This is a genomic window from Roseovarius sp. D0-M9, from assembly GCF_037083805.1.
GTDB lineage: Bacteria > Pseudomonadota > Alphaproteobacteria > Rhodobacterales > Rhodobacteraceae > Roseovarius.
In genome coordinates this window covers 26,765-49,100 of the sequence record NZ_JBAPKZ010000009.1, presented here as the reverse complement: position 1 = coordinate 49,100, position 22,336 = coordinate 26,765, and the positions used below count along the sequence as shown (strand labels likewise).

Sequence of the window (22,336 nt, the reverse complement as noted above, 5' to 3'; positions counted from 1 at the left end):
CTGCGCGCGCCGCGCCGTCAGCTGGCGGCGCGCACGAAGGCGGGTTTGCCGTCTTGGGACAGATCGGGGCTGTGTGCATAGCCGCCGGTGTCGAACTCCAGCAGCGCGTCTGGGTCGGTCAGGCGGTTCTGGATGATGAACCGCGCCATCGCGCCGCGCGCCTTCTTGGCGTAGAAGCTGACGATCTTGGGCTCGCCGCCCTTGTCCTCAAGGAACACAGGCGTGATGACGCGCAGTTTGAGCGCATCCCGGTCGACCGCGCCGAAATATTCCTGACTGGCGCAATTCACCAGAACATCTGCCTTGACCTCATCGGCATGCCGGTTCAGCGCCTCGGACAGGCGCGTGCCCCAATACTCATAAAGTGATTTGCCCTGATCCGTTTTCAGCTTGCTGCCCATTTCCAGCCGGTAAGGCTGGATCGCATCAAGCGGGCGCAAGATACCATACAGACCGGACAGGATCCGAAGGTGGTCTTGCGCCCATGCCATCTCTTCGGGGTCAAGGCTGCTGGCCTCGAGCCCCTGATAGGTGTCCCCCGCAAAGGCAAGCGCGGCTGGCTTGCTCTCCATCTCGCCGAAATTGGCGAAACGTTCGGCGTTCAGCTTGGCCAGATCGGCGCTGATGCTCATCAGCTTGCGCAACTCGTCCTGGCTCAGCTGCTGTGCGACCTCCGCCAGCACCTTTGCGTCCTTGGCAAAGCCGGGCACTGTGGCCTGCGCCTCGGCGGGCGACATATCCAGTTTCTTGGCGGGCGAGATGGCAACGAGCATGAAATTTCCTTTCGCAATGGCCCTGATCTAGTCCGCCTCTTGCAGAACGTCCAGAAAGGCGGGGCCGAAACGCTCGGCGCGCTTGTCACCGAGGATGCGCGCCATCTGCGCGGCGTCGCGGGGGCGCTGCTCTGCTATGCGGGTGATCAGGCTGGTGCCGCAGCTGAGCGGTTTGTCCAGACCGTCCGCGCCGCGTGCCAACTGCTGCTGCACCTCGTTCAGGCGGTCATAGACGCTGCCCGACGCGCGCCCGGCCAACTTGCGCCGCGCGGGGTGCATCTGCGCGGCCTCGCCGTTGATGACCTCAAGGAACGCATCGCCATATTGATCCAGCTTCTTGGCGCCGACACCGCCGATACGGGCCATCTGGTCAAGGCTGGCGGGGCGCAGTTCGGCCATCTCGATCAGGGTCCGGTCGTTGAAGACGATGTAGGCGGGCACGCCCTGCGCCTCGGCAAAGGCGCGTCGCTTGGCCTTGAGTGCTGACAGAAGCGGCGCATCCTCGTCCGAGACCAGCGCCTTTACGGCAGGGCGGCGATCCCCGGCCAGCACCATGTCCTTGCGCAGGGTGATGCCTGCCTCGCCCTTGAGAATGGGCACCGCAGGATCCGTCATGCGTAGCGCGCCATGCCGCTCGGGATCGGGGCGGACCAGATCGTGGCCCATCATCTGGCGAAAGATGCCCTGCCAGTTCTGCTTGGACATATCCTTGCCCACGCCGAAGGTGGGCAGTTCGTCATGTCCGCGCTGGCGAACCTTGTCGGTGACCTTGCCCATCAGGATGTCGATCAGGTGGCCCGCGCCGAAATATTCATTCGTGCGCAGGATCGCGGATAGCGCCTTGCGCACCGCCTCTGTCCCGTCGAACGTGGCGGGGGGCGTGTCGCACAGGTCGCAATTCTTGCACGTTTGCGTGTCCTCGCCAAAGTAGCCCAGCAGCTTCACGCGCCGACATTCCAGCGCCTCGGCAAGACCGAGGAGCGCATTGAGGCGTGCGTGGTCTGCCATGCGCCGTTCGGGTGGGGCCAGCCCCTCGTCGATCTGGCTGCGGCGCAGGCGGATGTCGTCCGGTCCATAGAGGGTCAGCGTCTCGGCCGGGGCGCCGTCCCGGCCCGCGCGCCCGATTTCCTGATAATAGCTTTCGATGGATTTGGGCAGGTCGGCGTGGGCGACCCAGCGGATGTCGGGCTTGTCCACGCCCATGCCGAAGGCGACGGTGGCCACCACGATCAGGCCATCCTCGGCGTTGAAGCGTGCCTCGACGGCGCGTCGGGTATCTGCCTCCATCCCGCCGTTGTAGGCAACCGCGTTGTGCCCGCCCTCGCGCAGCGCCTGCGCCAACGTTTCGGTGCGTGCCCGGGTGCCGCAATAGACGATCCCTGACTGCCCCTTGTGCGCGCCTGCGAAGTCCATGATCTGGCGGCGGGGGCTATCCTTGGCGGCAAAGGCAAGGTGGATATTGGGCCGGTCAAAGCCATGCAGGAACCGTTCGGGCGCGGCGCCATCGAACAGCTTTTCGATGATCTCGTCCTGCGTTTCGGCATCCGCCGTGGCGGTGAAAGCAGCCAGCGGCACACCAAGGGCGCGGCGCAGCTCGCCGATGCGCAAGTAGTCGGGGCGAAAATCATGGCCCCACTGGCTGACGCAATGCGCCTCGTCCACGGCAATGAGGCTGACGCCGATCCGGCGGAGCATGCCCATCGCCGATCCGGCGGCAAGACGTTCGGGCGCGATGTAGAGCAGCTTGAGCCTGCCCGCCTCGAGCGCCTCCCAGACGGCGGCCGTCTCCTCCTCGGTATTGCCGGAGGTCAGCGCGCCGGCCTCGACACCTGCCGCGCGCAGGGCGCGGACCTGATCGCGCATCAGGGCGATGAGGGGGGATATGACCACGGTCACGCCCTCCCGCATTAGCGCAGGCAATTGGAAACAAAGGGATTTGCCGCCCCCCGTCGGCATGATCGCCAGCACGTTTTGCCCGCCTGCGACGGCGCTTACGATCTCCTCCTGGCCGGGGCGGAAGGCGTCGAATCCGAATATGTCCCTCAGGAGGGTGGCAGCGGGGGGCATGGGGAGATCCTGTAGGTGCGTATGCTCTTACAGGAGTATTTTCACACTAAGATTCGGTGAACAAGGCCCCAGGTGCCATCAGGCAAAGCCGAACATCACCGGCAGCACATAGGCGCGCAGCGAAATCACGATGACAAGCGCAACCAGCGGCGCCAGATCCAGCGGACGCGTGTCGGGCAGGATGCTGCGGATCGGCTGGTAGATCGGCTCGAGCAGGCGATTGAGGCCGTCCCAGATCTGTGACACCAGCGGCTGGCGCAGGTTCAGCACCTGAAAGTTGATCAGCCAGCTCATGATGATGTGAACGATCATCACGAAATAGACGATGCTGAGGATCAGTTGCAAAGGTCCGTAAATTGCCAGCATGTCATGCTACCCCTTGTGTCTCGCTAGCCCCGAATTAGGCCGCAGCGGCGCAAAGCGCAAGAGCAGTGGCAGGAATGGCTTGCCGCGCCGGGGCACGGGCTGTCATATCGTGGCGCAGGGCAGCGGGGTCGGGGATGACATGACAGCCATCAGCAAACGTCGCCGCATCTGGGGGTGGTTCTTTTTCGACTGGGCCAGCCAGCCTTATAACACCCTGCTCATCACCTTCATCTTTGCGCCCTACATGAACGAGTTGATCGGTGATGGGGCGCAGGCGCAGACCATATGGGCCTTTGGCATCGCGGTGGGCGGCGTCATCATCGCGCTGGGTGCGCCGATCCTGGGCGCAATGGCGGATCATTCGGGTGCGCGGCTGCGGTGGATATGGGTCTTTTCGGCGATGTATGTGCTGGGCGCCTTTGGCATCTGGTGGGCTGTGCCCGAGGGGCCAAACGTGGTTCTGATCCTCGGATTCTTCGTGATCGGCATGATCGGGATGGAGTTCGCCACGATCTTTACCAATTCCATGCTGCCGGATCTGGGCCGCCCGGACGAGATCGGGCGCATTTCCGGCAATGGCTGGGCATTTGGGTATCTGGGCGGGTTGGTGGCGCTGACCATCATGCTGCTCTTTTTTGCCGAAGGGGCCGATACGGGGCGGACACTCATCGGCCTTGCGCCTGCCTTTGGTCTGGATGCCGGCGCGCGCGAGGGGACGCGGTTTGTCGGGCCGCTGACGGGGCTGTGGTATATCGCCTTCATGGTGCCGTTTTTCTGGTGGGTGCGTGATCCTGCGCCGATGCGGGCCGGGATGGGCGCGGAGCGGCGGGCATTGGCCGAGGTGATCGGCACGATCCGGCAGCTTCCGCAGACGCCCTCCATGTTTTCCTATCTCGGCGCGTCGATGTTCTACCGCGATGCACTTAACGGGATGTATTTCTTTGGCGGCATCTATGCCTCGGGCGTGCTGGGGTGGAGCGTGGTCGATGTGGGCGTCTTTGGCATTCTCGCGCTGGTGTCGGGCGCGCTTTTTGCCTGGCTGGGTGGCTATGCGGATGATCGCTTCGGCCCCAAGGCCGTGATTGTCGCGGCCATTCTCGTCCTGCTTGTGGTGGCCATCTCCATTGCGACCATATCGCGCAGTTCGGTTTATGGCATTGCCCTGCCACCGGGGTCCGCCCTGCCGGACATCCTTTTCTATGGCTGCGGGATCCTGATCGGCGCGGCGGGGGGCACGCTGCAGTCGGCCAGCCGGTCGATGATGGTGCGCCAGGCGCGTCCGGGGCAAATGACGCAGTCCTTTGGCCTCTACGGGCTGGCGGGCAAGGCGACGGCTTTTCTCGCGCCGTCCCTCATCGGGGTGGTGACCGCAGTGACGGGCAGCCAGCAAATCGGCGTCACGCCGCTGATCGGCCTTTTCGCATTGGGCCTTATCCTGCTATCGTTCGTGAAACCGCAAGGAGATCCAGCCGAATGATCACGCATATCAGGGCGCTTGCCGCCATTCTCGTCCTTGCGACCCCGCCGGCCTTTGCCCAAGGCGTGCCCGCCAGCATGCAGGGCAAAGAGGCCAAGCAGTTCTTTGGGGCGGCCAGCGTCGGATCGCGCCAGAGCGCGGCACCCTTCGGCAGCTATGCCAAGGGCTGTGTCGCAGGCGGCGTGCAACTGCCGCAAACCGGGCCGACATGGCAGGCGATGCGCCTGAGCCGCAACCGCAATTGGGGCCATCCGCAAGTGGTGGATTTCATCGCAAAGCTCTCGGCCAGGGTGGCGCAGCAGTCGGGCTGGCCGGGGATTTACGTGGGCGACATCAGTCAGCCGCGCGGAGGCCCCATGCTGAGCGGGCACCGCTCGCACCAGATCGGGCTCGACGCGGATATATGGCTGATGCAGCCCAGCCGACTCAACCTGAGCATTCGAGAGCGCGAGAACCTGTCGGCGACCTCGATGCGGCGCGCGAATGGCGCCTATGTCAACTCGCGCTGGACGCGCGGACAGCATGAGCTGGTCAAGGCCGCGGCCAGCGACCCGCGCGTCGCGCGGATCTTTATCTTTCCGGGCGCCAAGGTGCAGATGTGCAATGACGAGACCGGCAACCGCGACTGGCTGCGCAAGGTGCGGCCATGGTGGGGGCATCACTATCATTTCCACGTGCGCCTTGCCTGCCCCGCAGGCGCGTCCGGCTGCGTCAATCAGGATCCGCCACCACCCGGCGATGGCTGCGCCGAGGCGCAGGAATGGGTGAACAACATCCTCAATCCGCCGCCCCCCAAACCGCGCGATCCGAACGCGCCGGCACCCAAGCCGCAGCGCGAACTGACGATGTCCGACTTGCCGCAGCAATGCCTGAGTGTTCTGCAATCGCAATAGGCACTCTATGGCTCACGACAACATGACGTGGAAAAAACTTTGCCGACCACTGCATTTTGTTTTTGACATGGGCGAAATTTGTGGCAGGCTGAGGTTAGATTTCAACAACTGAAAGGAGGTGGTCCAGTGTCTACAGAGGTATTGGAGCGAGGTGTCGGAACAGTTTGGGAGGACCGTACCTGAGGCAGCCCTTGGGTATGTGAAGACCTGAATTGGTGTGCCACCTAACCGGCCCGCCTCCGAAAAGCTCTAGAGGGCCGTTCCAGCGATGGAGCGGCCCTTTCGATTTTGCCGCTGCAGCGCTAAGTTGAGCCTCATGTTGCGTATCACTGACACCATAGCGATCGAGGATTGGGAGCTGACGGAGCAATTCGTCCGCGCCAGCGGTCCGGGCGGTCAGAACGTGAACAAGACGTCGAGCGCGGTCGAGCTGCGCTTCGAGGCCGAGCGCTCGCCCAACCTGCCCGATCCGGTCAAGCGACGGCTGAGGCTGCTTGCGGGGCGGCGCTGGACGACAGAGGGCACGCTCATCATTCAATGCGATGAGACGCGGCATCAGGCGCGCAACCGTGACATCGCCCGGGATCGCCTGACAGAGCTGATCCGCAAGGCGACGGAAAAGCCCAAGCGCCGGATCCCCACACGCCCCACGCTGGGGTCCAAGAAACGGCGTCTCAAGGCCAAGAAAGTGCACGGCGAAAAGAAGGCTCTGCGCGGCCGCGTCGAGGGCGAAGGCTGAAGGCGTGCGAAAACGCGTGTTTCCGAAATAGAAACCCTATTGGATTTTTGTCGCCACTCTGCACGCGCCGGTCCAGATATTGGTGGCGGGGGCTTTAGATCCTATATACGGCTAAGGCGCTCTGCCGAAAAAGGCGATCATGGCCTTTGGCGGAGGGCAGTGCACAATATGAATGATGCGCGCGCCTCGCCTTTGACTGATGTCTCTAGGTATTGGCGTGACGCTTTAGCCGCAAACACGTGAAGGAGCGGACATGACGAATACGCTGTACCAGGGCGATCTGCCGGATGGGCTGGACCTTGGCCCCGTGGTGGCCATTGACTGCGAGACAATGGGCCTCAATCCGCATCGTGATCGGCTTTGCGTGATTCAGATGTCGGGCGGCGATGGGAATGCGCACCTCGTGCAGGTGGCCAAGGGGCAGACCGAGGCGCCGAACCTCTGCGCGATGCTGACCGATCCCGATGTGCTCAAGCTGTTTCACTTTGGACGCTTTGATATTGCAGCGATGCAGAATGCCTTTGGCGCTGTCACGGCGCCGGTCTACTGCACCAAGATCGCCAGCAAGTTGATCCGGACCTATACGGATCGGCACGGGCTGAAATACCTGCTGCAAGAGCTGCTGAACGTCGATATTTCCAAGCATCAGCAAAGCAGTGACTGGGGTGCACCACAACTGACCGAGGCGCAGCTGGACTATGCGGCGTCGGATGTTCTTTATCTGCATCGCCTGCGCGAAGCGCTGAACAAGCGGCTCGAGCGTGAGGGGCGGATGGAAATGGCACAGGCCTGCTTTGATTTCCTGCCGGCGCGTGCTGCGCTGGATCTGGCGGGCTGGCCCGAACAGGATATCTTTTCACATTGATCCGCCGGGGCGACAATTTTCACACGCGTCTGGTCAACTGGGCCAAGATCATCCTGCCGCTTGTCGCGCTGGGCTTGCTCTCGACCGTGTTTCTGTTGTCGCAAAAGGCGGACGTGAACAACGCTGTCCCCTTCGCCGAAGTCGATCTGGAGCAGCGCGCCCATGATCAGGGTGCGACCAACCCCAGCTTTGCCGGGGTCGCGTCGGGGGGCGAGCAGATATCGTTTCGGGCTGCATCCGTGCGGCCCGATCCGGAGGATCGCGATCTGTTGCTGGCCGACATGGCGACTGCATCCATGCGGCTGAACGGCGGCGGCGTCATTGACATCGAGGCGCAGCGCGGGCAAGCCAGCCAATCGCGCATGACCGCGCGTCTGGAAGGCGATGTGCAGGTCATTACGACCACCGGCTACGACATCCGGACCGAGGCGATCAATACGCGCTTTGATACACTCTTTGCCGAGACGCCTGGCCCGATCTCGGGCACCGGCCCGCCCGGCGAGCTGAACGCGGGGCGCATGATCCTGACGTCTGACCCCGAAACCGGCACAGCACATTTGCAGTTCACGGATGGGGTCAAATTGGTATACAAGCCCCCAAAGCCGAAGGAATGACCGACGTGCCACGCATTATCCAGGCGATGATCCTGCTGTTCATGACAGCCTTTGGTGGCACGCTGCATGCGCAAGGCATGCAGGTTGCCTTTGGCAGTGCCGCGCAGGACGGCGATCTGCCGGTTGAAGTGACGGCCGAGAATCTTGACGTCAATCAGAACGATGGCACCGCGATCTTCACCGGAGATGTTGTGGTCGGGCAGGGCGAAATGCGCCTGTCGGCGCCGCGCGTTCTGGTCGTCTATCTGGCGGATGGCAGTGGCATCGCGCGCCTGGAGGCGAGCGGGGGGGTGACCCTTGTCAGTGGCGAGGATGCGGCGGAGGCTACGAATGCCGACTACGACGTGCAGACCGGCATGATTGAAATGGATGGCGATGTTCTGCTGGTGCAGGGCCCTGCGGCGCTGACTGCGGATCGCATGACCGTCGATACTGCCGCCGGCACAGCGCGCATGAACGGGCAAGTCAGCACCGTGTTGCAACCCGAGGCAAGCCAGTGACGAGGCCAGATTTGCGCATTGCAGGCGGCGCCGACCTCGGGCCGCCCGATGAGAACGCTGGCTTGATCGTGCGCAGCCTGCGCAAGAGCTACAAGAAGCGGACGGTCATTCGTGACGTGTCCCTGCATTTGCAGCAGGGCGAGGTGGCCGCCTTGCTGGGTCCGAATGGGTCGGGCAAGACGACGACTTTCTACGCCATCGCCGGTTTGATCTATCCCGAGGGCGGGCATGTGATCATTGAAGGGCGCGACGTGACAAACCTGCCGATGTATCGCCGGGCCAAGCTGGGCGTTGGGTATCTACCGCAGGAGATGTCGATTTTCCGGGGTCTCTCGGTCGAAGATAACATCATGGCAATTCTCGATATATCGGTTCGCGACACCTACAAGCGCCGCGAGCGGCTGGAAGAGCTGCTGGCCGAATTCTCGGTCGAGCATCTGCGCCGCGCGCCTGCGCTGGCATTGTCGGGTGGCGAGCGCAGGCGCGTCGAGATCGCGCGCTGCCTTGCCGCCGACCCCAGATACCTGCTGCTGGACGAGCCCTTTGCCGGGGTCGATCCGATCAGCGTGGGGGATATCCGCCACCTCGTTGCCGACCTCAAAAAGCGTGGCATCGGCGTGCTGATCACCGACCATAACGTGCGCGAGACGCTGGAAATCGTCGACCGGGCCTATATCCTGCACGATGGTAAGGTGCTGATGTCGGGCACGCCCGAAGAGGTGGTGGCAAACGAGAATGTGCGCCGGGTCTACTTGGGCGAAAACTTTCGAATTTCGTAAAACCGCACGGCGGATTTCGCCGGGCCCGCGCCGATCATCATTGACAAGAGCGCCCGAAAGGGCGTCAATTGAGGGATGATGTTTTGTGCGCTTCATAGCTCTAAAGACACGGAGGGGCCTTGAAATCGTTAACGAAATATCAATTTTCAGCCGCCCTCTCCGGCCTTGCGAGAGGCGTTTCGACGCTTTGGGCCGGACCCGGTGCGCCTTTTTGAAGGAGAGACCATGCGCTATCAAATCACTGGCAAGCAGATCGATATTGGTGAGGCCCTGCAAACTCATGTGAGGACCGAACTTGGCGAGGCCGTTGCGAAATATGCCGAGCGCCCGACCAATGCGAATATCATCTTCTCGAAAAGTGCCAGCGAATTTGCCTGTGAGACAATCGTTCATCTGTCGACCGGGCTGACGGCCCAGGCAACTGGCAAGGCGCATGAGATTTATGCCGCATTCGACGCGGCCTGTGAAAAAATGGAAAAACAGCTGCGCCGTTACAAGCGCCGGTTGAAAGACCATCACAAGGAACGCGCGCGACCGGTTGAACTCTCGGGTGGCTCCTCTTATATCCTCGCTTCAGAAACCGAAGGAGGGGAATCGGAGCCCGATAGCCTTCAGCCCATCATCGTCGCCGAAATGGAGGCGCAGATCCCGTCGCTTTCCGTTGGAGAGGCCGTGATGCAGATGGAGCTGGCAGGGGCCCCCGTCCTGGTGTTTCGCAACGAGGCAAAAAGCGGGTTGAATGTGGTCTACCGCCGCGATGACGGCAATATAGGGTGGATCGATCCGTAAAATCTGGCCTGTCGGTGACTTGTCACCGCCTTGGCCAACGGAGCAGCGAATGGATATACCCATGATCCTGAAACCCGGGGCCGTGCGCGTTCTGAGTGCTACATCCAGCAAGAAACGGCTGATGCATGAATTGGGCGATATCGCCCAGTCGGCCTATGGTGCCGACGCCCATGCCGCTGTCGAGGCATTGCTGGAGCGTGAAGCCTTGGGGCCGACCGGCGTAGGCAATGGTGTCGCCCTGCCTCATGCCCGGCTGGACGATATCGACCGCGTTGTCGGCGCACTGGTTCTGCTGGAAAAGCCTATCAACTTCGCTGCGGTCGATCGCCAGCCCGTGGACATCGCCTTTGCCCTCTTTGCACCCAAGGACGCCGGAGTGGAGCATCTCAAGGCGTTGGCGCTGATCTCGCGCACGCTGCGGGATGCGCAGCTTTGTTCCAAACTGCGGGCCAACCCCGATCCTGCGACGCTCTATACGATCGTCACCGAGGCGCAGGCGATTCTGGCTGCCTGACGGGGCTGGCTGACGACGTGCGCAGGCCTCAGGCCCAGCGATCCCACCCGAACATGATGTAGTCGCGCTGATAGATGTCGGCGATCAGCGCCTCGATATCGTCATCGTAGATTTCCCCAAGCGCATAGGGCCCTGCAGGCTCTGCGGGCGCTATGGGCGCGGCGCCGGGACGGCCCACCTGCTTGGCCAGCGCGCCCAGTTGCAGCTGCATCTCATCCTCGCGGATGATGACATCAGGCAGGCTGAACTGCGCCATGCCTTGCAAGACAGCCGTTTGCGTCGCCCAGTTGGCATCAACGCGCACGCTGGTCTGGCCGCGCAGGTTGGCGCGAAGAAATTCGAGAAACCCGGTGAAGGCGAGGTAATGCGCGCGCCGGTCATACGTCTCGTCCGGGCCACCACCGGGGATCGGCAGCTTGTGAAAATTACGCAGGACGCGGCGGATTTCCCCCAAGCAACTCGGGCCGGGCTGCAAAATGCGCTGGCAAAAGGCGGCATGCGCCCGCGCTGCGGGGTGCCGGATCACGGTAAAGCTGCGGTGACCTGTGGCCTGCCGCATCCATTGGCGCAGGCCCTTTTGGTTCATATTGGTGTGCATCGCCTCGGGTACGACCTCATCCAGCGCGGCCATCCACGCGATCACCTCCTCTTCGGGGCCGGATTTGATCGGCATGTAGATCAGAGGCGCGCGATAGGCGATGATATGCGCTGGCACGGCAGGGCCGCGCCTCGGCTCGAACGCGGGCGTGCGCGTCAGGTTGAAACGGTCCAGCCCCGACAGGGCCTCGGCCATCTCGTCGAAATTGGCGACCTTCTCGGAGAGCGGGCCGGGGTTCTGGATCTTGAGCTTGTCGCCCAAGGCTTTGAGCGCTTCGTCGGCGCCGAGATAGCGGGCGAGGCCATTGATGACCTCAAGATCGTTCAAATCATCATAAGAAATGTAAAAGGCCGTTTGCCCGGATTTCTGAAGGGTATTTTGCACCTCGACCTGGAACGCCTGCAAACTGGTCACATTCCGCTCGAATTCCTCGGCGTCGAAGGTCGCCTTGGCATCCTTGCGACGTTTGACGTTCGTCAGCTTCCACTGCCCGGTTTCCTGCGCGATTTTCCAGCTGACATAACTCTCGGCGGGGTTGCGCGTCAGCACGATCTTGGCGCAGCGCGGGTCATTCAAGCATATCTTGATCGCACGCGGATCATGATCGTGAAAGAGGCGAAAACCGCCCATCCCGGCCGAGCGGTCGCGAATGGTGTCGATCAGTCGGGCCGGATCCCCCTCGCGGGTGGCCTGCGTGATGCCCAGGATTTCGGTGCGGTTGGGATAGCCGATAAAGGCAGGATTGAACGCCTCGCCATGACATTCGAAACTTTGGAACGCATTGAGGTGCGACTCCAGCAGGTTGGAGCCGGTGCGCATCTCGGCCAGGACCACGAAATAGTCGAAGTCAGGCATGGATCACCGCACCAAATAGGGTTTGCGCGCGCTGGTCGGCGCCTCGTGCAGGTCGTGGGCGACCGGGAAATTGCCCATCAGGTAGGGGTGCATCCCTTGGTTCTTCAGATTTTGCAGGAATTGCCCAAAGCCGGTGAGGTCGACCATCTTGGGCACCTCGGAAACGCCGCGCTGCAGTTGCTGTGGGCCGATTTCGTCGATGATGGTCTGAAGCGGCTCCATCGGGGCCTCGATGAATTCGGCCATGGTCCAGATCCGCACGCGTGCCTTGGTCCAGCTTGAGCGCAGGATTTCAAGATGTTTCAATTCCGTCTGCTGCAGCAGCGCCGCCGCGCGGCGGATATCGACGAAGTTGCCGTTGGACTGAAACAGAGGTATCGCCCAAGCCCCCGAGATGACCGATATTTGCGCGTTGGGATCCTTGGCGATGGCCCAGTTGATCTCTTGATTGTCGCGGGGGCTGAACTGAAAACACTGCCGCTCGCCCCGGGTGTTCCAGATGAGGCTGGCCAGAAAGGCATGCGGATTGTAGTCGCGCAAGGCCGCGCTGTCGCTGAGGGCGCCGTTGACCACGGTGGCCCCCTCGCTGAACTCGGCGCGCTCTGGCGCAAATAGGTGGCCATGCACCCGCACGCCGGTGGCGCGCGCAAGCCACGGCTCGAAATTCTCGAAAAGCTCGGAAAAGCCTTGGAAGACCGAATATTTCGCAGATGTCAGCCCGTTCTCACGCGTTTCCACGGGAAAGCGGCTTTGCATGTAGAGGCCGGGACGGCCGCGCGTGCGCCGCTCGACCGCCCTCGAGAAGATGCGGTCAATCTTGCCGGGGTTCGGCTCGGCCCGTTTCATTGCGCCCGCCTCGTCGGTGAGAAAGGCGTCATAAAGCTTGTTTGCATGGGGCCAGATCTTGCGCGCGACAAAGCAGTCCGAGCGGCGCAGAAGCTGTAGATGGTCGTCGTAGAAGATGTGCGGCTTGCCCTGATAGTCGAACTTGGACAGGGTCAGCGACAGACTTTCGATCTGGCGCGAATATTGCCGCGCAAGGGTCTGAAAATAGCTCTCGTCAGGTATCCACACCTTGGAGAAATAGCGATCATAGGTGGCGCGTTCGGGGTCTGTGAGAATGGCCGACAGGGTCTGACGTGTGAGGCACCACCACTGACTGCCCATGTGGGGCACGATTCCGCCGGGGATGCGGCGCTTCATGCCCAACATGCGTTGCAGCGCGACATACCGATCAAACAGATAGCGTTGCTTGCGCCATGAAAATGGAAACCGCAGGGTAAACCGCTCGGCGTCGAGGCCGCCAATGGTCCAGGGAACGTCGGCGGTCGTGGCGCTTTCTATGAAATCGGTCTGGGGATGTGCGTCCAAATAGTCGATCAGCTCCTGCACCGGGCGCAGCGGCAGGCACGAGCCCGACGCAAGGTAGACGTGCCGCACCTGTGGAAATTCCTTCAGCATCATTTCGGACGCACTCTGTGAGGCGGCCACCAGCCCCCAGGTGCCCCATTCGCAGCGGTGGCGCCGCGAAAACCGGACATCGGGTAAATCGGCCAGTGCGTTTTGAAACGCGCGAAAGGTCTTGGTCGGAACAGATACGTCAGCATGGATCACCAAAGGACAGCCGGCGGCCGACCAGTGGCGTGCCACCTGCTCGGCCCGGCCAAGGGCGGTGTGAACCAGCATGACGATACCGACGCTCATCCGGAGTATGCCCTTGCGGTGACGGTCCTTGTCATCATGCCCAGTTTCCTTTGGACATCAGGCCCAAGATTTCCAGTTGCCGCCAATTTATATACTTTTCAGACCATTTGCACCAAAGCTCTGGCTGCTCGGCCATGTTTTCCATGTAGGCCTTGTATTCCAGAGATGCGCGGTAGTGCTGCTTGCGCTGCATTTCCTCTTCGGCCTTCTGGGTGAAAGTATCGAGAAACTTGGCATGCAAGAGGACGCCACTCGCCGTCTCGCCGCCCCATTCGTCATAGACCAGGTTCAGGCCGCGCGGCAGCAGCATGTGGGTTGAGCTGACGTAGGCATAGCGCCGGTTCCACTTGACCAGTGGGATCTTGTTGAGGGCCGGCGCCTTTTTCGGTTGATCGGCAAAGAAGACGCGCGCGCGCGGCCCGCCCTGAATCCAGAGATTACCGAACTTGTGGTTCTTCTCGATCATGTAGTTGCCGGGATCGAACCAAGCGGCGATCTCGATCGGATTCTGTCCGCGCCGATAGGGCACCGCATCAAGGCGTCCCTTGGGATACATGTCGAGCAACATCGCGCCAAAGCTGCGCACATTCGATCCGTCCAGCCAATCGGTCAGTGCGCGAATGGGGCGCGTGTCGCAGAATGGATAGACGAACAATTCGTCAGGATCGACCACGAGGGTCCAATGGTCGTGCCCGTATTTCGACTGAAGCCGGTTGAGCCAATCAACCCCAAACCGCGAATTGCGATAGCTTCCCTTGGTGTGCCAGAGCGAAACATCAGGCTGGCCCGCTAGATAATCGCCGCTGCCATCGCTGCTGTCATTGTCCACCATCAGGAAATGATCGACGCCCATGCTGCGGTAGTAATCGAGGAAATAGGGCAGGCGCACATTCTCGTCCCGCAGGGTCGAAAAGAGCAAGATGTCACCGGGTGTGATCTGAGACGTGCGATCGACCACCGGGCGTAGTGAAAGCCCCTTGCGGATCGAGCGGGCCTTGGCATGCTTGCGGCGCAGGCGCATCCGGTATGATTGCAAAATACTCATGACGGCCCTCCCCTGATCCCTGCCTCGGATGCAGCATATGGACCGAGGATTAAGGTTCTGTTGCCTCGTCTATGGTCGCCATGGCCCACGCTGCGCGAAAGATAAGCTGTTGGCGCGCTTGGGTAAACTGTTATTGCGCCGCTCACAGCCAAGTTCCCCGCGACATAAGGCCCATCGCCTCGAGCTGTCGCCACCCCAGATAGCGGGTCGAGCCGGGGCACCACAGGTCGGGGTCTTCGATCAGGCTGTCGTAGTAATCGTCATAAAGGGCCGAATTCGCAAAATGCTCGCGGCGCCCTTTTTCTTCGGCGGATTTCTGGGTCACCATGTGCAGAAACTTTGTGTGAAGCAGAACGCCGCTGGTCTTTTCGCCGCCATCCTCGTTGTAGACGTGGTTCAGCCGCCGGGGCAGCGCGGAGTGGGCGGAGCTGACATAGGCATACCGTCGATCCCATCGGACCAGTGGCACCTTGCCCATCGTTGGTGCGCGGCGGGGCTCTTGCGCAAAGAAATTGCGCGCGCGGGGGCCGCCTTGTATCCACAGGTTTTGCAGGCGGTCCTGCTTTTGAATCATATAGTTACCGCCATCGAACCACGGCAGCGCCTTGCAGGGATCTTCGCCTGCGGCATAGGGCGCGGTGCTCAGGCGCCCCTTGGGATACATGTCCAGCATGAGCGCGCCAAACGACCGCGTGCCGCGCCGATCCAGCCATTCAGTCAGCGCTGGCAGGGGCCGCGTGTCGTGAAAGGGGTAGATCAGCAGCTCGTCCGCATCGGCAGTCAGGCACCAATGATCGTGCCCGTGGCGCATTTGCAGCCAGGTCAGCCAGTCGACACCGAAACGCGACATCCGATAGCTGTGCGCCGTGTGCCACAGCGAGATATCGGGCTGCTCCGCGAGGTATTCCCGCGTGCCATCTTTCGAGCCATTGTCCACGATCAGGAAATGATCGACACCCAGCCTGCGGTGATGCTCCAGCCAGTAGGGCAGGCGCACAAGCTCGTTTCGGACGGTGGAAAAGCACAGGATGGCGCGCTGCGTGATTTGGCCGGTGCGGTCCGCCACCACGCTCAGCTGGCGGCGCTTGCGAAAGCTGCGCCATAGCAGGCGGCGCCGTTTCCAGCGCAGGCGATAGGCCATGCTCAGCTCCGCCGCGGCGTCCCTGATCTGCGCGCTGCCAGTCATCCGTTCTCCGCCTGCTCTTGTCCCCAAAGGGTCAGCGTCGCGTCTACTTTTCGTAATGTCCAGTTCCGTGCCAGCGCCAGGCATCGGCGATCATCTGGTCCATCGTGCTGCGCGGCGCACTCCAGCCCAATTCGGCCTCGGCACGGGTCGAGCCGGAAACCAGCTTGGTGCAGTCGCCAGGGCGTCGCGGCCCTTCGATCACGGGCACCTGGCCGTTCGTGACCGCATTTGCATGGCCGATAACATCCCGCACGGAAAAGCCCGACCCGGTGCCAAGGTTGAAGACGCGGCTGCCCTTGTCCTGCTCCAGCCATTTCAGGCCCAGCACATGCGCATCGACCAGATCGCAGACATGCACGTAATCGCGGATGCACGTCCCGTCGGGCGTGTCGTAGTCGGTGCCAAAAATGGTCAGCGCGGCGCGCTTCCCCTGAATGGCGTCCAGCATGAGGGGGACCAGATGCGTCTCGGGCTGGTGAAACTCGCCCACTTCGGCCTCAGGATCGGCACCGGCCACGTTGAAGTAGCGGAATATGACGTGGCGCAGGTCATGGGCGTTCTCGAAGTCGCGCAGCATATCCTCGATTGCGCGTTTGGACGCGCCATAGGCATTGATCGGACGCTGCACGCAGTCCTCATCAAGCACCACGTTATCCTGATCGCCATAGGTCGCACAGGTCGAGCTGAAGACGAAATCGAGGCACTGCGCTTGAACGGCGGCCTCCATCAAGGTCAGTGACCCGGCCACGTTGTTGTACCAATAGAGGCCGGGCTCGCGCATCGCTTCGCCCACTTGGCTGAGCGCGGCAAAATGCATGACGGCGGCGGGGTTGTATGCGGCAAACACCTGATCAAGCCGCTCGCGGTCGGTCAGATCACCCTCTTCGAACGGTCCGAACTTGACCGCGTCCGCCCAGCCGAAGCTGAGATTGTCATAAGTGACCGGGGTATAGCCCGCAGTCTTGAGCGCCTTGCAGGCATGGCTGCCGATATAGCCTGCGCCACCTGTTACCAGAATATTCGTCACGCCCGGCCCAACTCTTGCAGCGGAATTACTGTGCGGCTTTTGTCGCGTCCAGGACATCGTAGAGGAAGTTCTGCAAGTCGTCACGCAGGTCATCGCGCGCAAGCGCAAAGGCGACCGTCGCCTGCAGGAAACCCGCCTTGGAGCCGCAATCATAGCGGTGCCCCTTGAAGCGGTAGCCATAAACCTCCTCGCCCTCGTTGCGGGCGTCCGCAATGGCATCGGTCAGCTGGATCTCGCCGCCCGCGCCGACGGTTTTCTTGTTCAGCATTTGCAGGACGGTGGGCGTCAGGATGTAGCGCCCAATGACGGCAAGGTTCGATGGCTGCGTGCCCGGCGCGGGTTTTTCCACCATGCCCTTGGTCGAGACCAGCGCGCCCATGTCTTCCTTGATGTCCAGAATGCCGTAGGCCGATGCCTTGTCGTCGGGCACGTCCATCGCGGCAACGATATTGCCTTGGGTTTCTTCGAAGGCTTCCACCATCTGCTGCAAGCAGGGCTTTTCCGCGGCGATCACATCATCGGGCAGGATCACGGCAAAGGGCTCGTTCCCGATCAGGCGGCGGGCGCACCAGACCGCGTGACCAAGGCCCAATGGCTTGTGCTGGCGCATGTAGGCGATCTCGCCCGAGTCCATGTTGGTGGACTTGAGGATCTCCAGCAGCTCGGTCTTACCCTTCTTGCGAAGCTCCTGCTCGAGCTGCGGGGCGTTGTCGAAGTAATCCTCGAGCGCGCCTTTGCCGCGCGAGGTCACAAAGATGAATTCCTTGATCCCGGCCGCGCGCGCCTCGTCGATGGCATATTGGACAAGCGGGCGATCGACGAGCGTCATGATTTCCTTGGGCACCGACTTGGTCGCGGGCAGGAACCGCGTTCCCAATCCGGCCACGGGAAAGATCGCCTTGGTCACCTTGCTGCGCATCGCCTGCCCCTTGATACTTCTTTACTCAACTGAATAACACGAAAGTTCGTTGCGCATATCTCTTGGGTGCGTGTTAGTTTATTCTACCCAACGAAGCGACTGTTTTTTCGAGAAATGCGACTTTCAGGGCACGGTTCTGCCAGGCACATCAAGGCCCCTTCAGTTCTACATCCGGCGAGTAGGCGATAAAGAACGGATTGGCATAGCCCTCCTTGCCGTAGGTCAGAGGCGCGTGATCGTCAAAGCGCACGACGCGCCCGCCCGCGCCAGCCAGGACGGCATGGCCTGCGGCGGTGTCCCATTCCATCGTGCGCCCGACACGGGGATAGATGTCCGCCTCGCCTGTCGCGATCAGGCAGAACTTCAGCGAACTGCCTGCGCTTTTCATATCCTTGGCCGCATATTTGGCGATATAGGCGTCGGTCGCGGCGTCGCGGTGCGATTTGGAGGCGACAATCATCAGGGCGCTGTTGTCCGGCGTCGAGACGCGCAAGGGGCGAAGCGGGCCAACGGCGTCCTTGGCCAGCGGGCCGGTTTCCTCGACTGACGCACCGTCTGCCTGCGTGTAAAACATGCGCCCTTTGGCCGGGGCATAGACGACGCCCCGCGTTGGCGCACCATTCTCGACCAGCGCGATATTGACAGTAAAATCGCCCCGACGGTGAATGAATTCCTTGGTCCCGTCCAGCGGGTCGACGATGAGGAACGTATCGGCCTGCTGGGTGTGCGAGTCTGCCTGCTCTTCGGTGACGAGCATCACATCCGGGAATGCGGCGCGCAACCCGGCCGAGATCAGCGCATCCGCCGCCTCGTCGGCGGCGGTGACAGGACTATCGTCGGACTTGGATTTGACGTCGAAATCCTCCTGTCCATAGATCTGCATGATCGCGTCGCCTGCCTCGAGCGCGAGGCGGCGCATTTCGGTGGTCAGTCTTGCATAATCCAATGCGGCGTCTCCTGCGTTTGGTGCGGCGCAACGCGTTGTTGCGGGGATGCGCCGACCTCCTTATGGTCTCGTCATAACGGATCGGCAAGAATTCCGTGGCATGACAGCAGGATCAACAGCGCAAGGCGAGGGCGATGTTCCAACAGACGCACCATCGGTCAAAGCTGCACTCGGCGGTTTCCATCCTCGAACTGATCTACCACGCGACTGTCCGTGACGTGCGCAAGACGCATGGAAACGCGCTTGTCGCGCTGGGCCTGAACATCCTCCAGACGTTGGTGTTTCTGGCGGCCTTCTATGTCATGTTCTCGATCTTGGGCCTGCGTGGCGCTGCGCTGCGTGGGGATTTCCTGCTCTATATCATGTCCGGAATTTTTCTGTTTCTGACGCACATCAAGGCGCTCGGAGCAGTCGTCGGCTCGGAGGGGCCATCATCGCCGATGATGAAACATGCGCCAATGACAACGGCGATTTCCATCACTTCGGCAGCCTTGGGGTCGCTCTATATCCAGGTGCTGTCCATGTCGCTGATCCTTTTTGCGTATCACGTCGCGGTGACACCCTTTGAGGTTGAGTATCCTTTTGCTGCGATTGGCATGTTCTTGCTGGCGTGGTTCACTGGCGCGGCGATCGGTCTTGTCCTTCTGGCCCTCAAGCCGTGGTTTCCCACTTTTGTCGCCACCTTCGCCACCGTGTACCAGCGCGCCAACATGATCGCGTCCGGCAAGATGTTCGTTGCCAACATGCTGCCGGGATACATGCTGAAAATGTTCGACTGGAATCCGCTGTTTCATGCTATTGATCAGGCGCGTGGCTTTGTTTTCGTGAATTATTCGCCCAACAATTCCAACGTCGAATATCCGATCATCGTGGCCATCACATTGACGATGATCGGCCTCATGGGCGAATTCTACACAAGGCGTCATGCCTCCTCCAGTTGGGACGCGCGGCGCTGAGCCGCACCTGGCCCCGGCGATATGTCTGAGATGGTTGCGACCTTGGGGCGGGGCAGTGCGTTACCCTTGCATGCGGTCTGATGCGGACCCGCTGGCTGGCTGCGGCAGGGCAGCATCGATCCCCGCAGTGCGCCCGTATTGTCATCTTGCGCCGGCACGGGCAGAACACCCCTATAGGCCGTCGCCAAACTTGGTGCCCGCCCGAGGCAAGGAGCGCGCATGTCCGACAGTCAAGAAGACCGCCTGCTGCGCCGCGCCTGTGCGGCGACACTGCTGATCGCGGTCGCGATCTGCATCACGACGCTCACCCCGGCCATGCCTTCCGTGGGACCGCCCGGCAGTGACAAGTTGCAGCATTTTGCCGGGTTCTTTTGTCTGGCGCTGCCGCTGGGGTATGCGCGTCCGCGCTGGGGATGGCACATCATCGCGGGGGTCGCTGGTTTTGGGGCGATGATCGAGGTGGTTCAGCCCTATGTCGGACGCGGTGCGGAATGGGGCGATCTGCTGGCAGATATCGCAGGCGCCAGCACCGCTGTGCTCTTGATGTGGTTGCTGCGCCGCTAGGAGTGCGCGCCGATCAGATTTGGCCCAATCAGTTTTGGCGCGTGTCAGCCCTCGATCAACGCGACACCTGCCGCGCGCATCCCCGCCAGCGCGGCATCCATCGACCCGTTCGCATCGATCCCCCGGCTCAGCGCTGTTTCTACGCGCACCTCATAGCCCAGTTTGGCCGCATCCACGGCCGAGAAGTTCACGCAAAAGTCCAGCGCCAGCCCGACCATCGTCAGCTCAGTGATGCCCCTTGTCTGAAGGTAGCCGTGCAGGCCGGTCGGCGTCTGGTGATCGTTCTCGAAAAAGGCCGAATAGCTGTCGATCGCGGGGTTGTATCCCTTGCGAATGATCAGGTCCGCGGCATCGGCGTTCAACACCGGATCGAACTGCGCGCCCCGGCTCCCCTGAACACAGTGATCCGGCCAGAGCACCTGGGGGCCATAGGGCATGTCGATGACCTCCATCGGCGATGCCCCCGGGTGGCTGGAGGCAAAGGACGAATGTGCCTCGGGGTGCCAATCCTGCGTAAGGATGATGGCGCTGAAATCCTCCATGCGTGCGTTGATCCCTTCGACGATGGTATCGCCTTCGGTCACGGCCAGCGCGCCGCCCGGACAGAAATCCAGCTGCATGTCGATCACGATCAGGGCATGTGTCATTGTGGCCTCCTCAGTCTTCACTCATGGGTAGGCGGCTGCGTAAAGCCCGTCAATATCGCCCCCTTGCCGCGCGCGGATCATCGGCCTAAACCAGCGCGCATGTTTATCATCGCCGCACTCTATCATTTCTGCCGCCTTGGCGACCCCGCCGCCTTGCAGGGCCCATTGCTGGATCTCTGCCGGGCCGAAGGCATCACCGGCTCGCTCATCCTGGCCGAGGAGGGGATCAATGGCACCATTGCCGGGCCCCGCAGCGGCATTGATGCGGTGCTGGCGCATTTGCGGGCCTGGCCCGGTTGCGAGGCGCTCGAACACAAGGAAAGTCGCAGCGCTCAGCAACCCTTCGGCAGGCTGAAAGTGCGCATCAAACGCGAGATCGTCACAATGGGCCAGCCCGGCGTCGATCCGCGCGCGTTCGCCGGGCATTACGTCGCCCCGGCCGAGTGGAATGATCTGATCGCGCAGCCCGACGTGGCCGTCATCGACACGCGCAACGACTACGAGGTCGCCATCGGAACGTTTCAAGGCGCGATCGATCCCAAGACGGCCAGCTTCCGTGACTTTCCCGCATGGTGGGAGGCGAACAAGCACCGCTTTCACAATAAACGTATCGCGATGTTCTGCACCGGCGGCATCCGCTGCGAAAAATCGACGAACTACCTGCTGGGGCAGGGGGTCGAGGATGTCTACCACCTCAAGGGCGGTATCCTGAAATACCTCGAGGAGGTTCCCGAGGACCAAAGCACCTGGCAGGGCGAGTGCTTTGTTTTTGACGGACGTGTCTCGGTCGGTCAGGGCCTGACCGAGGGGCCCCATCTGCTCTGCCATGCCTGCCGCCGTCCGATACTGCCCCAAGACATGGAGCGCCCCGAATACGAACAGGGTGTTGCCTGCCACATGTGCGCCGATGAGACGACCGAAGCGGACAAGGCCCGCTTCCGCGAGCGTCAAAAGCAGATCGCCCTGTCGCAGGCGCGCGGCGAGCGGCATATGCTCAATATCCCCGGACAAGAGGATTAGGCCCCAAGGCCCTTTCATTGTTCCAGAAATACTCACCTCCCCGGATAGCAAAAACCGGCGACGCCCATGCTGGGGCGCGCCGGTTCTCAGATAGGTCTCATAGGTCTTCACTGCGTTGCAGCGGCAGATCAGCGGCGGCCCTCAGGGAGGAGGAGAAGGGCCGCCGCCATGCCCGGATATCTTAGGGAGGAGGAATCAGATATCCGGATCCGGTGTCACCCGCTCTTGCGGGCGAATTTCTTAGCCTTGCCGGCGCGTGCCGTAGACCGCGTGCCATGCGTGGCTGGGGATCGTGCTGCGGCTCAGGCCCAGATCGGCCAGATCGTGGTCTGACAGCTCTGACAGTGCGTTGACTGTCTGGCGGTAGGCGCGGCGACGGGCCATCTTGTTCTTCATGTCGCTGAATGCTGCGGACAGGCCATGGCCAGCGGTGGCGCGGCCAGCATGTGCGTGGGATGCATAGCTCATTTTAACGTTCCTTCGGTTTCGGGTT

24 protein-coding genes are annotated in these 22,336 nt (G+C 61.8%); 12 read left to right on the top strand and 12 right to left on the bottom strand.

Annotation, left to right across the window (positions count from 1 at the left end):
* Positions 1-17: 17 nt before the first annotated feature.
* From yaaA to V8352_RS08045, 3 genes are all read right to left on the bottom strand, one after another.
* Positions 18-773 carry a peroxide stress protein YaaA gene (gene yaaA / locus V8352_RS08055; protein WP_336423760.1) on the bottom strand — a complete coding sequence of 252 codons (756 nt, stop codon included), beginning with the start codon at positions 771-773 and terminating at the stop codon, positions 18-20.
* A 27-nt stretch (positions 774-800) separates the two neighbouring features.
* A complete protein-coding gene (gene recQ / locus V8352_RS08050; protein ID WP_336423759.1) occupies positions 801-2,840 on the bottom strand; it encodes a DNA helicase RecQ in 2,040 nt (679 codons plus the stop codon).
* A 78-nt stretch (positions 2,841-2,918) separates the two neighbouring features.
* Positions 2,919-3,206 (bottom strand): YggT family protein, encoded by a 288-nt coding sequence (locus tag V8352_RS08045; RefSeq protein WP_336423758.1) that lies wholly within the window; start codon positions 3,204-3,206, stop codon positions 2,919-2,921.
* A 139-nt stretch (positions 3,207-3,345) separates the two neighbouring features.
* Between V8352_RS08045 and V8352_RS08040 the strand changes: the two genes are divergently transcribed.
* The 9 genes from V8352_RS08040 (at position 3,346) to V8352_RS08000 (ending at position 10,376) form a co-directional block, all read left to right on the top strand.
* A complete protein-coding gene (locus V8352_RS08040; protein ID WP_336423831.1) occupies positions 3,346-4,683 on the top strand; it encodes an MFS transporter in 1,338 nt (445 codons plus the stop codon).
* Complete coding sequence (mepA, locus tag V8352_RS08035; protein WP_442970985.1) at positions 4,680-5,576, top strand: penicillin-insensitive murein endopeptidase; 897 nt, start codon at positions 4,680-4,682, stop codon at positions 5,574-5,576. The genes V8352_RS08040 and mepA overlap by 4 nt, the downstream gene beginning before the upstream one ends.
* Positions 5,577-5,892: 316 nt before the next feature.
* The gene (arfB, locus tag V8352_RS08030; RefSeq protein ID WP_336423757.1) at positions 5,893-6,315 is read left to right on the top strand and encodes an alternative ribosome rescue aminoacyl-tRNA hydrolase ArfB; all 423 of its coding nucleotides are present in this window, start codon (positions 5,893-5,895) and stop codon (positions 6,313-6,315) included.
* A gap of 253 nt (positions 6,316-6,568) precedes the next feature.
* Positions 6,569-7,180: a ribonuclease D gene (locus V8352_RS08025; RefSeq protein ID WP_336423756.1), complete on the top strand. Its 612-nt coding sequence runs from the start codon at positions 6,569-6,571 to the stop codon at positions 7,178-7,180.
* The gene (gene lptC, locus V8352_RS08020) at positions 7,177-7,794 is read left to right on the top strand and encodes an LPS export ABC transporter periplasmic protein LptC (RefSeq protein ID WP_336423755.1); all 618 of its coding nucleotides are present in this window, start codon (positions 7,177-7,179) and stop codon (positions 7,792-7,794) included. The genes V8352_RS08025 and lptC overlap by 4 nt, the downstream gene beginning before the upstream one ends.
* Positions 7,791-8,294 carry an LptA/OstA family protein gene (locus V8352_RS08015; RefSeq protein WP_442970984.1) on the top strand — a complete coding sequence of 168 codons (504 nt, stop codon included), beginning with the start codon at positions 7,791-7,793 and terminating at the stop codon, positions 8,292-8,294. Before lptC ends, V8352_RS08015 begins: the two co-directional genes overlap by 4 nt.
* Positions 8,291-9,073 (top strand): LPS export ABC transporter ATP-binding protein, encoded by a 783-nt coding sequence (gene lptB, locus V8352_RS08010; RefSeq protein ID WP_442970983.1) that lies wholly within the window; start codon positions 8,291-8,293, stop codon positions 9,071-9,073. Before V8352_RS08015 ends, lptB begins: the two co-directional genes overlap by 4 nt.
* 225 nt (positions 9,074-9,298) lie before the next feature.
* Entirely contained in the window at positions 9,299-9,862 is a 564-nt protein-coding gene (gene hpf, locus V8352_RS08005) for a ribosome hibernation-promoting factor, HPF/YfiA family (RefSeq protein ID WP_336423754.1), read from the top strand.
* A gap of 49 nt (positions 9,863-9,911) precedes the next feature.
* Positions 9,912-10,376: a PTS sugar transporter subunit IIA gene (locus V8352_RS08000; protein ID WP_336423753.1), complete on the top strand. Its 465-nt coding sequence runs from the start codon at positions 9,912-9,914 to the stop codon at positions 10,374-10,376.
* A gap of 28 nt (positions 10,377-10,404) precedes the next feature.
* On the opposite strand, the gene V8352_RS07995 is transcribed toward V8352_RS08000, so the two are convergent.
* The 7 genes from V8352_RS07995 to cysQ all read right to left on the bottom strand — a co-directional run bounded on the left by V8352_RS07995 (position 10,405) and on the right by cysQ (position 18,629).
* On the bottom strand, positions 10,405-11,829 hold the full coding sequence (locus tag V8352_RS07995) for a sulfotransferase family 2 domain-containing protein (protein WP_336423752.1): 1,425 nt from the start codon (positions 11,827-11,829) through the stop codon (positions 10,405-10,407).
* 3 nt (positions 11,830-11,832) lie between these two features.
* A complete protein-coding gene (locus V8352_RS07990; protein WP_336423751.1) occupies positions 11,833-13,533 on the bottom strand; it encodes a DUF5927 domain-containing protein in 1,701 nt (566 codons plus the stop codon).
* 34 nt (positions 13,534-13,567) lie between these two features.
* On the bottom strand, positions 13,568-14,578 hold the full coding sequence (locus V8352_RS07985; RefSeq protein ID WP_336423750.1) for a glycosyltransferase family 2 protein: 1,011 nt from the start codon (positions 14,576-14,578) through the stop codon (positions 13,568-13,570).
* A 142-nt stretch (positions 14,579-14,720) separates the two neighbouring features.
* Entirely contained in the window at positions 14,721-15,764 is a 1,044-nt protein-coding gene (locus V8352_RS07980; protein ID WP_336423749.1) for a glycosyltransferase family 2 protein, read from the bottom strand.
* Between the two features lie 43 nt (positions 15,765-15,807).
* Positions 15,808-16,791 carry a UDP-glucose 4-epimerase GalE gene (gene galE, locus V8352_RS07975; RefSeq protein WP_336423748.1) on the bottom strand — a complete coding sequence of 328 codons (984 nt, stop codon included), beginning with the start codon at positions 16,789-16,791 and terminating at the stop codon, positions 15,808-15,810.
* A gap of 25 nt (positions 16,792-16,816) precedes the next feature.
* Positions 16,817-17,710, bottom strand: a complete 894-nt coding sequence (gene galU / locus V8352_RS07970; RefSeq protein WP_336423747.1) for a UTP--glucose-1-phosphate uridylyltransferase GalU — start codon at positions 17,708-17,710, stop codon at positions 16,817-16,819.
* A 148-nt stretch (positions 17,711-17,858) separates the two neighbouring features.
* The gene (gene cysQ / locus V8352_RS07965; RefSeq protein WP_336423827.1) at positions 17,859-18,629 is read right to left on the bottom strand and encodes a 3'(2'),5'-bisphosphate nucleotidase CysQ; all 771 of its coding nucleotides are present in this window, start codon (positions 18,627-18,629) and stop codon (positions 17,859-17,861) included.
* Positions 18,630-18,790: 161 nt separating this feature from the next.
* On the opposite strand from cysQ, the gene V8352_RS07960 reads away from it, so the two are divergent.
* Together V8352_RS07960 and V8352_RS07955 are read left to right on the top strand one after the other, a co-directional pair.
* Positions 18,791-19,612 (top strand): ABC transporter permease, encoded by an 822-nt coding sequence (locus V8352_RS07960; protein WP_336423746.1) that lies wholly within the window; start codon positions 18,791-18,793, stop codon positions 19,610-19,612.
* A 219-nt stretch (positions 19,613-19,831) separates the two neighbouring features.
* Complete coding sequence (locus tag V8352_RS07955; RefSeq protein ID WP_336423745.1) at positions 19,832-20,176, top strand: VanZ family protein; 345 nt, start codon at positions 19,832-19,834, stop codon at positions 20,174-20,176.
* Positions 20,177-20,220: 44 nt separating this feature from the next.
* Here V8352_RS07955 and pncA read toward each other — a convergent pair whose 3' ends face one another.
* Positions 20,221-20,823: a bifunctional nicotinamidase/pyrazinamidase gene (gene pncA, locus V8352_RS07950; protein ID WP_336423744.1), complete on the bottom strand. Its 603-nt coding sequence runs from the start codon at positions 20,821-20,823 to the stop codon at positions 20,221-20,223.
* A 99-nt stretch (positions 20,824-20,922) separates the two neighbouring features.
* Here pncA and trhO point away from each other — a divergent pair, with 99 nt between their 5' ends.
* The gene (trhO, locus tag V8352_RS07945) at positions 20,923-21,843 is read left to right on the top strand and encodes an oxygen-dependent tRNA uridine(34) hydroxylase TrhO (RefSeq protein WP_336423743.1); all 921 of its coding nucleotides are present in this window, start codon (positions 20,923-20,925) and stop codon (positions 21,841-21,843) included.
* 240 nt (positions 21,844-22,083) lie between these two features.
* Here trhO and V8352_RS07940 read toward each other — a convergent pair whose 3' ends face one another.
* Positions 22,084-22,311: a DUF1127 domain-containing protein gene (locus V8352_RS07940; RefSeq protein ID WP_336423742.1), complete on the bottom strand. Its 228-nt coding sequence runs from the start codon at positions 22,309-22,311 to the stop codon at positions 22,084-22,086.
* Positions 22,312-22,336: the final 25 nt, after the last annotated feature.

Excerpts from the sequence above, each read along its gene's own strand:
- V8352_RS07940 (WP_336423742.1), bottom strand. The coding sequence starts at position 22,311 with ATGAGCTATGCATCCCACGCACATGCTGGCCGCGCCACCGCTGGCCAT.
- V8352_RS07960 (WP_336423746.1), top strand. The coding sequence starts at position 18,791 with ATGTTCCAACAGACGCACCATCGGTCAAAGCTGCACTCGGCGGTTTCC.
- pncA (WP_336423744.1), bottom strand. The coding sequence starts at position 20,823 with ATGACACATGCCCTGATCGTGATCGACATGCAGCTGGATTTCTGTCCG.
- trhO (WP_336423743.1), top strand. The coding sequence starts at position 20,923 with ATGTTTATCATCGCCGCACTCTATCATTTCTGCCGCCTTGGCGACCCC.
- V8352_RS08015 (WP_442970984.1), top strand. The coding sequence starts at position 7,791 with ATGACCGACGTGCCACGCATTATCCAGGCGATGATCCTGCTGTTCATG.
- hpf (WP_336423754.1), top strand. The coding sequence starts at position 9,299 with ATGCGCTATCAAATCACTGGCAAGCAGATCGATATTGGTGAGGCCCTG.
- arfB (WP_336423757.1), top strand. The coding sequence starts at position 5,893 with ATGTTGCGTATCACTGACACCATAGCGATCGAGGATTGGGAGCTGACG.
- V8352_RS07990 (WP_336423751.1), bottom strand. The coding sequence starts at position 13,533 with ATGAGCGTCGGTATCGTCATGCTGGTTCACACCGCCCTTGGCCGGGCC.
- galU (WP_336423747.1), bottom strand. The coding sequence starts at position 17,710 with ATGCGCAGCAAGGTGACCAAGGCGATCTTTCCCGTGGCCGGATTGGGA.
- cysQ (WP_336423827.1), bottom strand. The coding sequence starts at position 18,629 with ATGCGCCGCCTCGCGCTCGAGGCAGGCGACGCGATCATGCAGATCTAT.
- V8352_RS08040 (WP_336423831.1), top strand. The coding sequence starts at position 3,346 with ATGACAGCCATCAGCAAACGTCGCCGCATCTGGGGGTGGTTCTTTTTC.
- V8352_RS07985 (WP_336423750.1), bottom strand. The coding sequence starts at position 14,578 with ATGAGTATTTTGCAATCATACCGGATGCGCCTGCGCCGCAAGCATGCC.
- V8352_RS08000 (WP_336423753.1), top strand. The coding sequence starts at position 9,912 with ATGGATATACCCATGATCCTGAAACCCGGGGCCGTGCGCGTTCTGAGT.
- yaaA (WP_336423760.1), bottom strand. The coding sequence starts at position 773 with ATGCTCGTTGCCATCTCGCCCGCCAAGAAACTGGATATGTCGCCCGCC.
- V8352_RS07995 (WP_336423752.1), bottom strand. The coding sequence starts at position 11,829 with ATGCCTGACTTCGACTATTTCGTGGTCCTGGCCGAGATGCGCACCGGC.
- V8352_RS07955 (WP_336423745.1), top strand. The coding sequence starts at position 19,832 with ATGTCCGACAGTCAAGAAGACCGCCTGCTGCGCCGCGCCTGTGCGGCG.
- V8352_RS07980 (WP_336423749.1), bottom strand. The coding sequence starts at position 15,764 with ATGACTGGCAGCGCGCAGATCAGGGACGCCGCGGCGGAGCTGAGCATG.
- V8352_RS08025 (WP_336423756.1), top strand. The coding sequence starts at position 6,569 with ATGACGAATACGCTGTACCAGGGCGATCTGCCGGATGGGCTGGACCTT.
- mepA (WP_442970985.1), top strand. The coding sequence starts at position 4,680 with ATGATCACGCATATCAGGGCGCTTGCCGCCATTCTCGTCCTTGCGACC.
- V8352_RS08045 (WP_336423758.1), bottom strand. The coding sequence starts at position 3,206 with ATGCTGGCAATTTACGGACCTTTGCAACTGATCCTCAGCATCGTCTAT.
- recQ (WP_336423759.1), bottom strand. The coding sequence starts at position 2,840 with ATGCCCCCCGCTGCCACCCTCCTGAGGGACATATTCGGATTCGACGCC.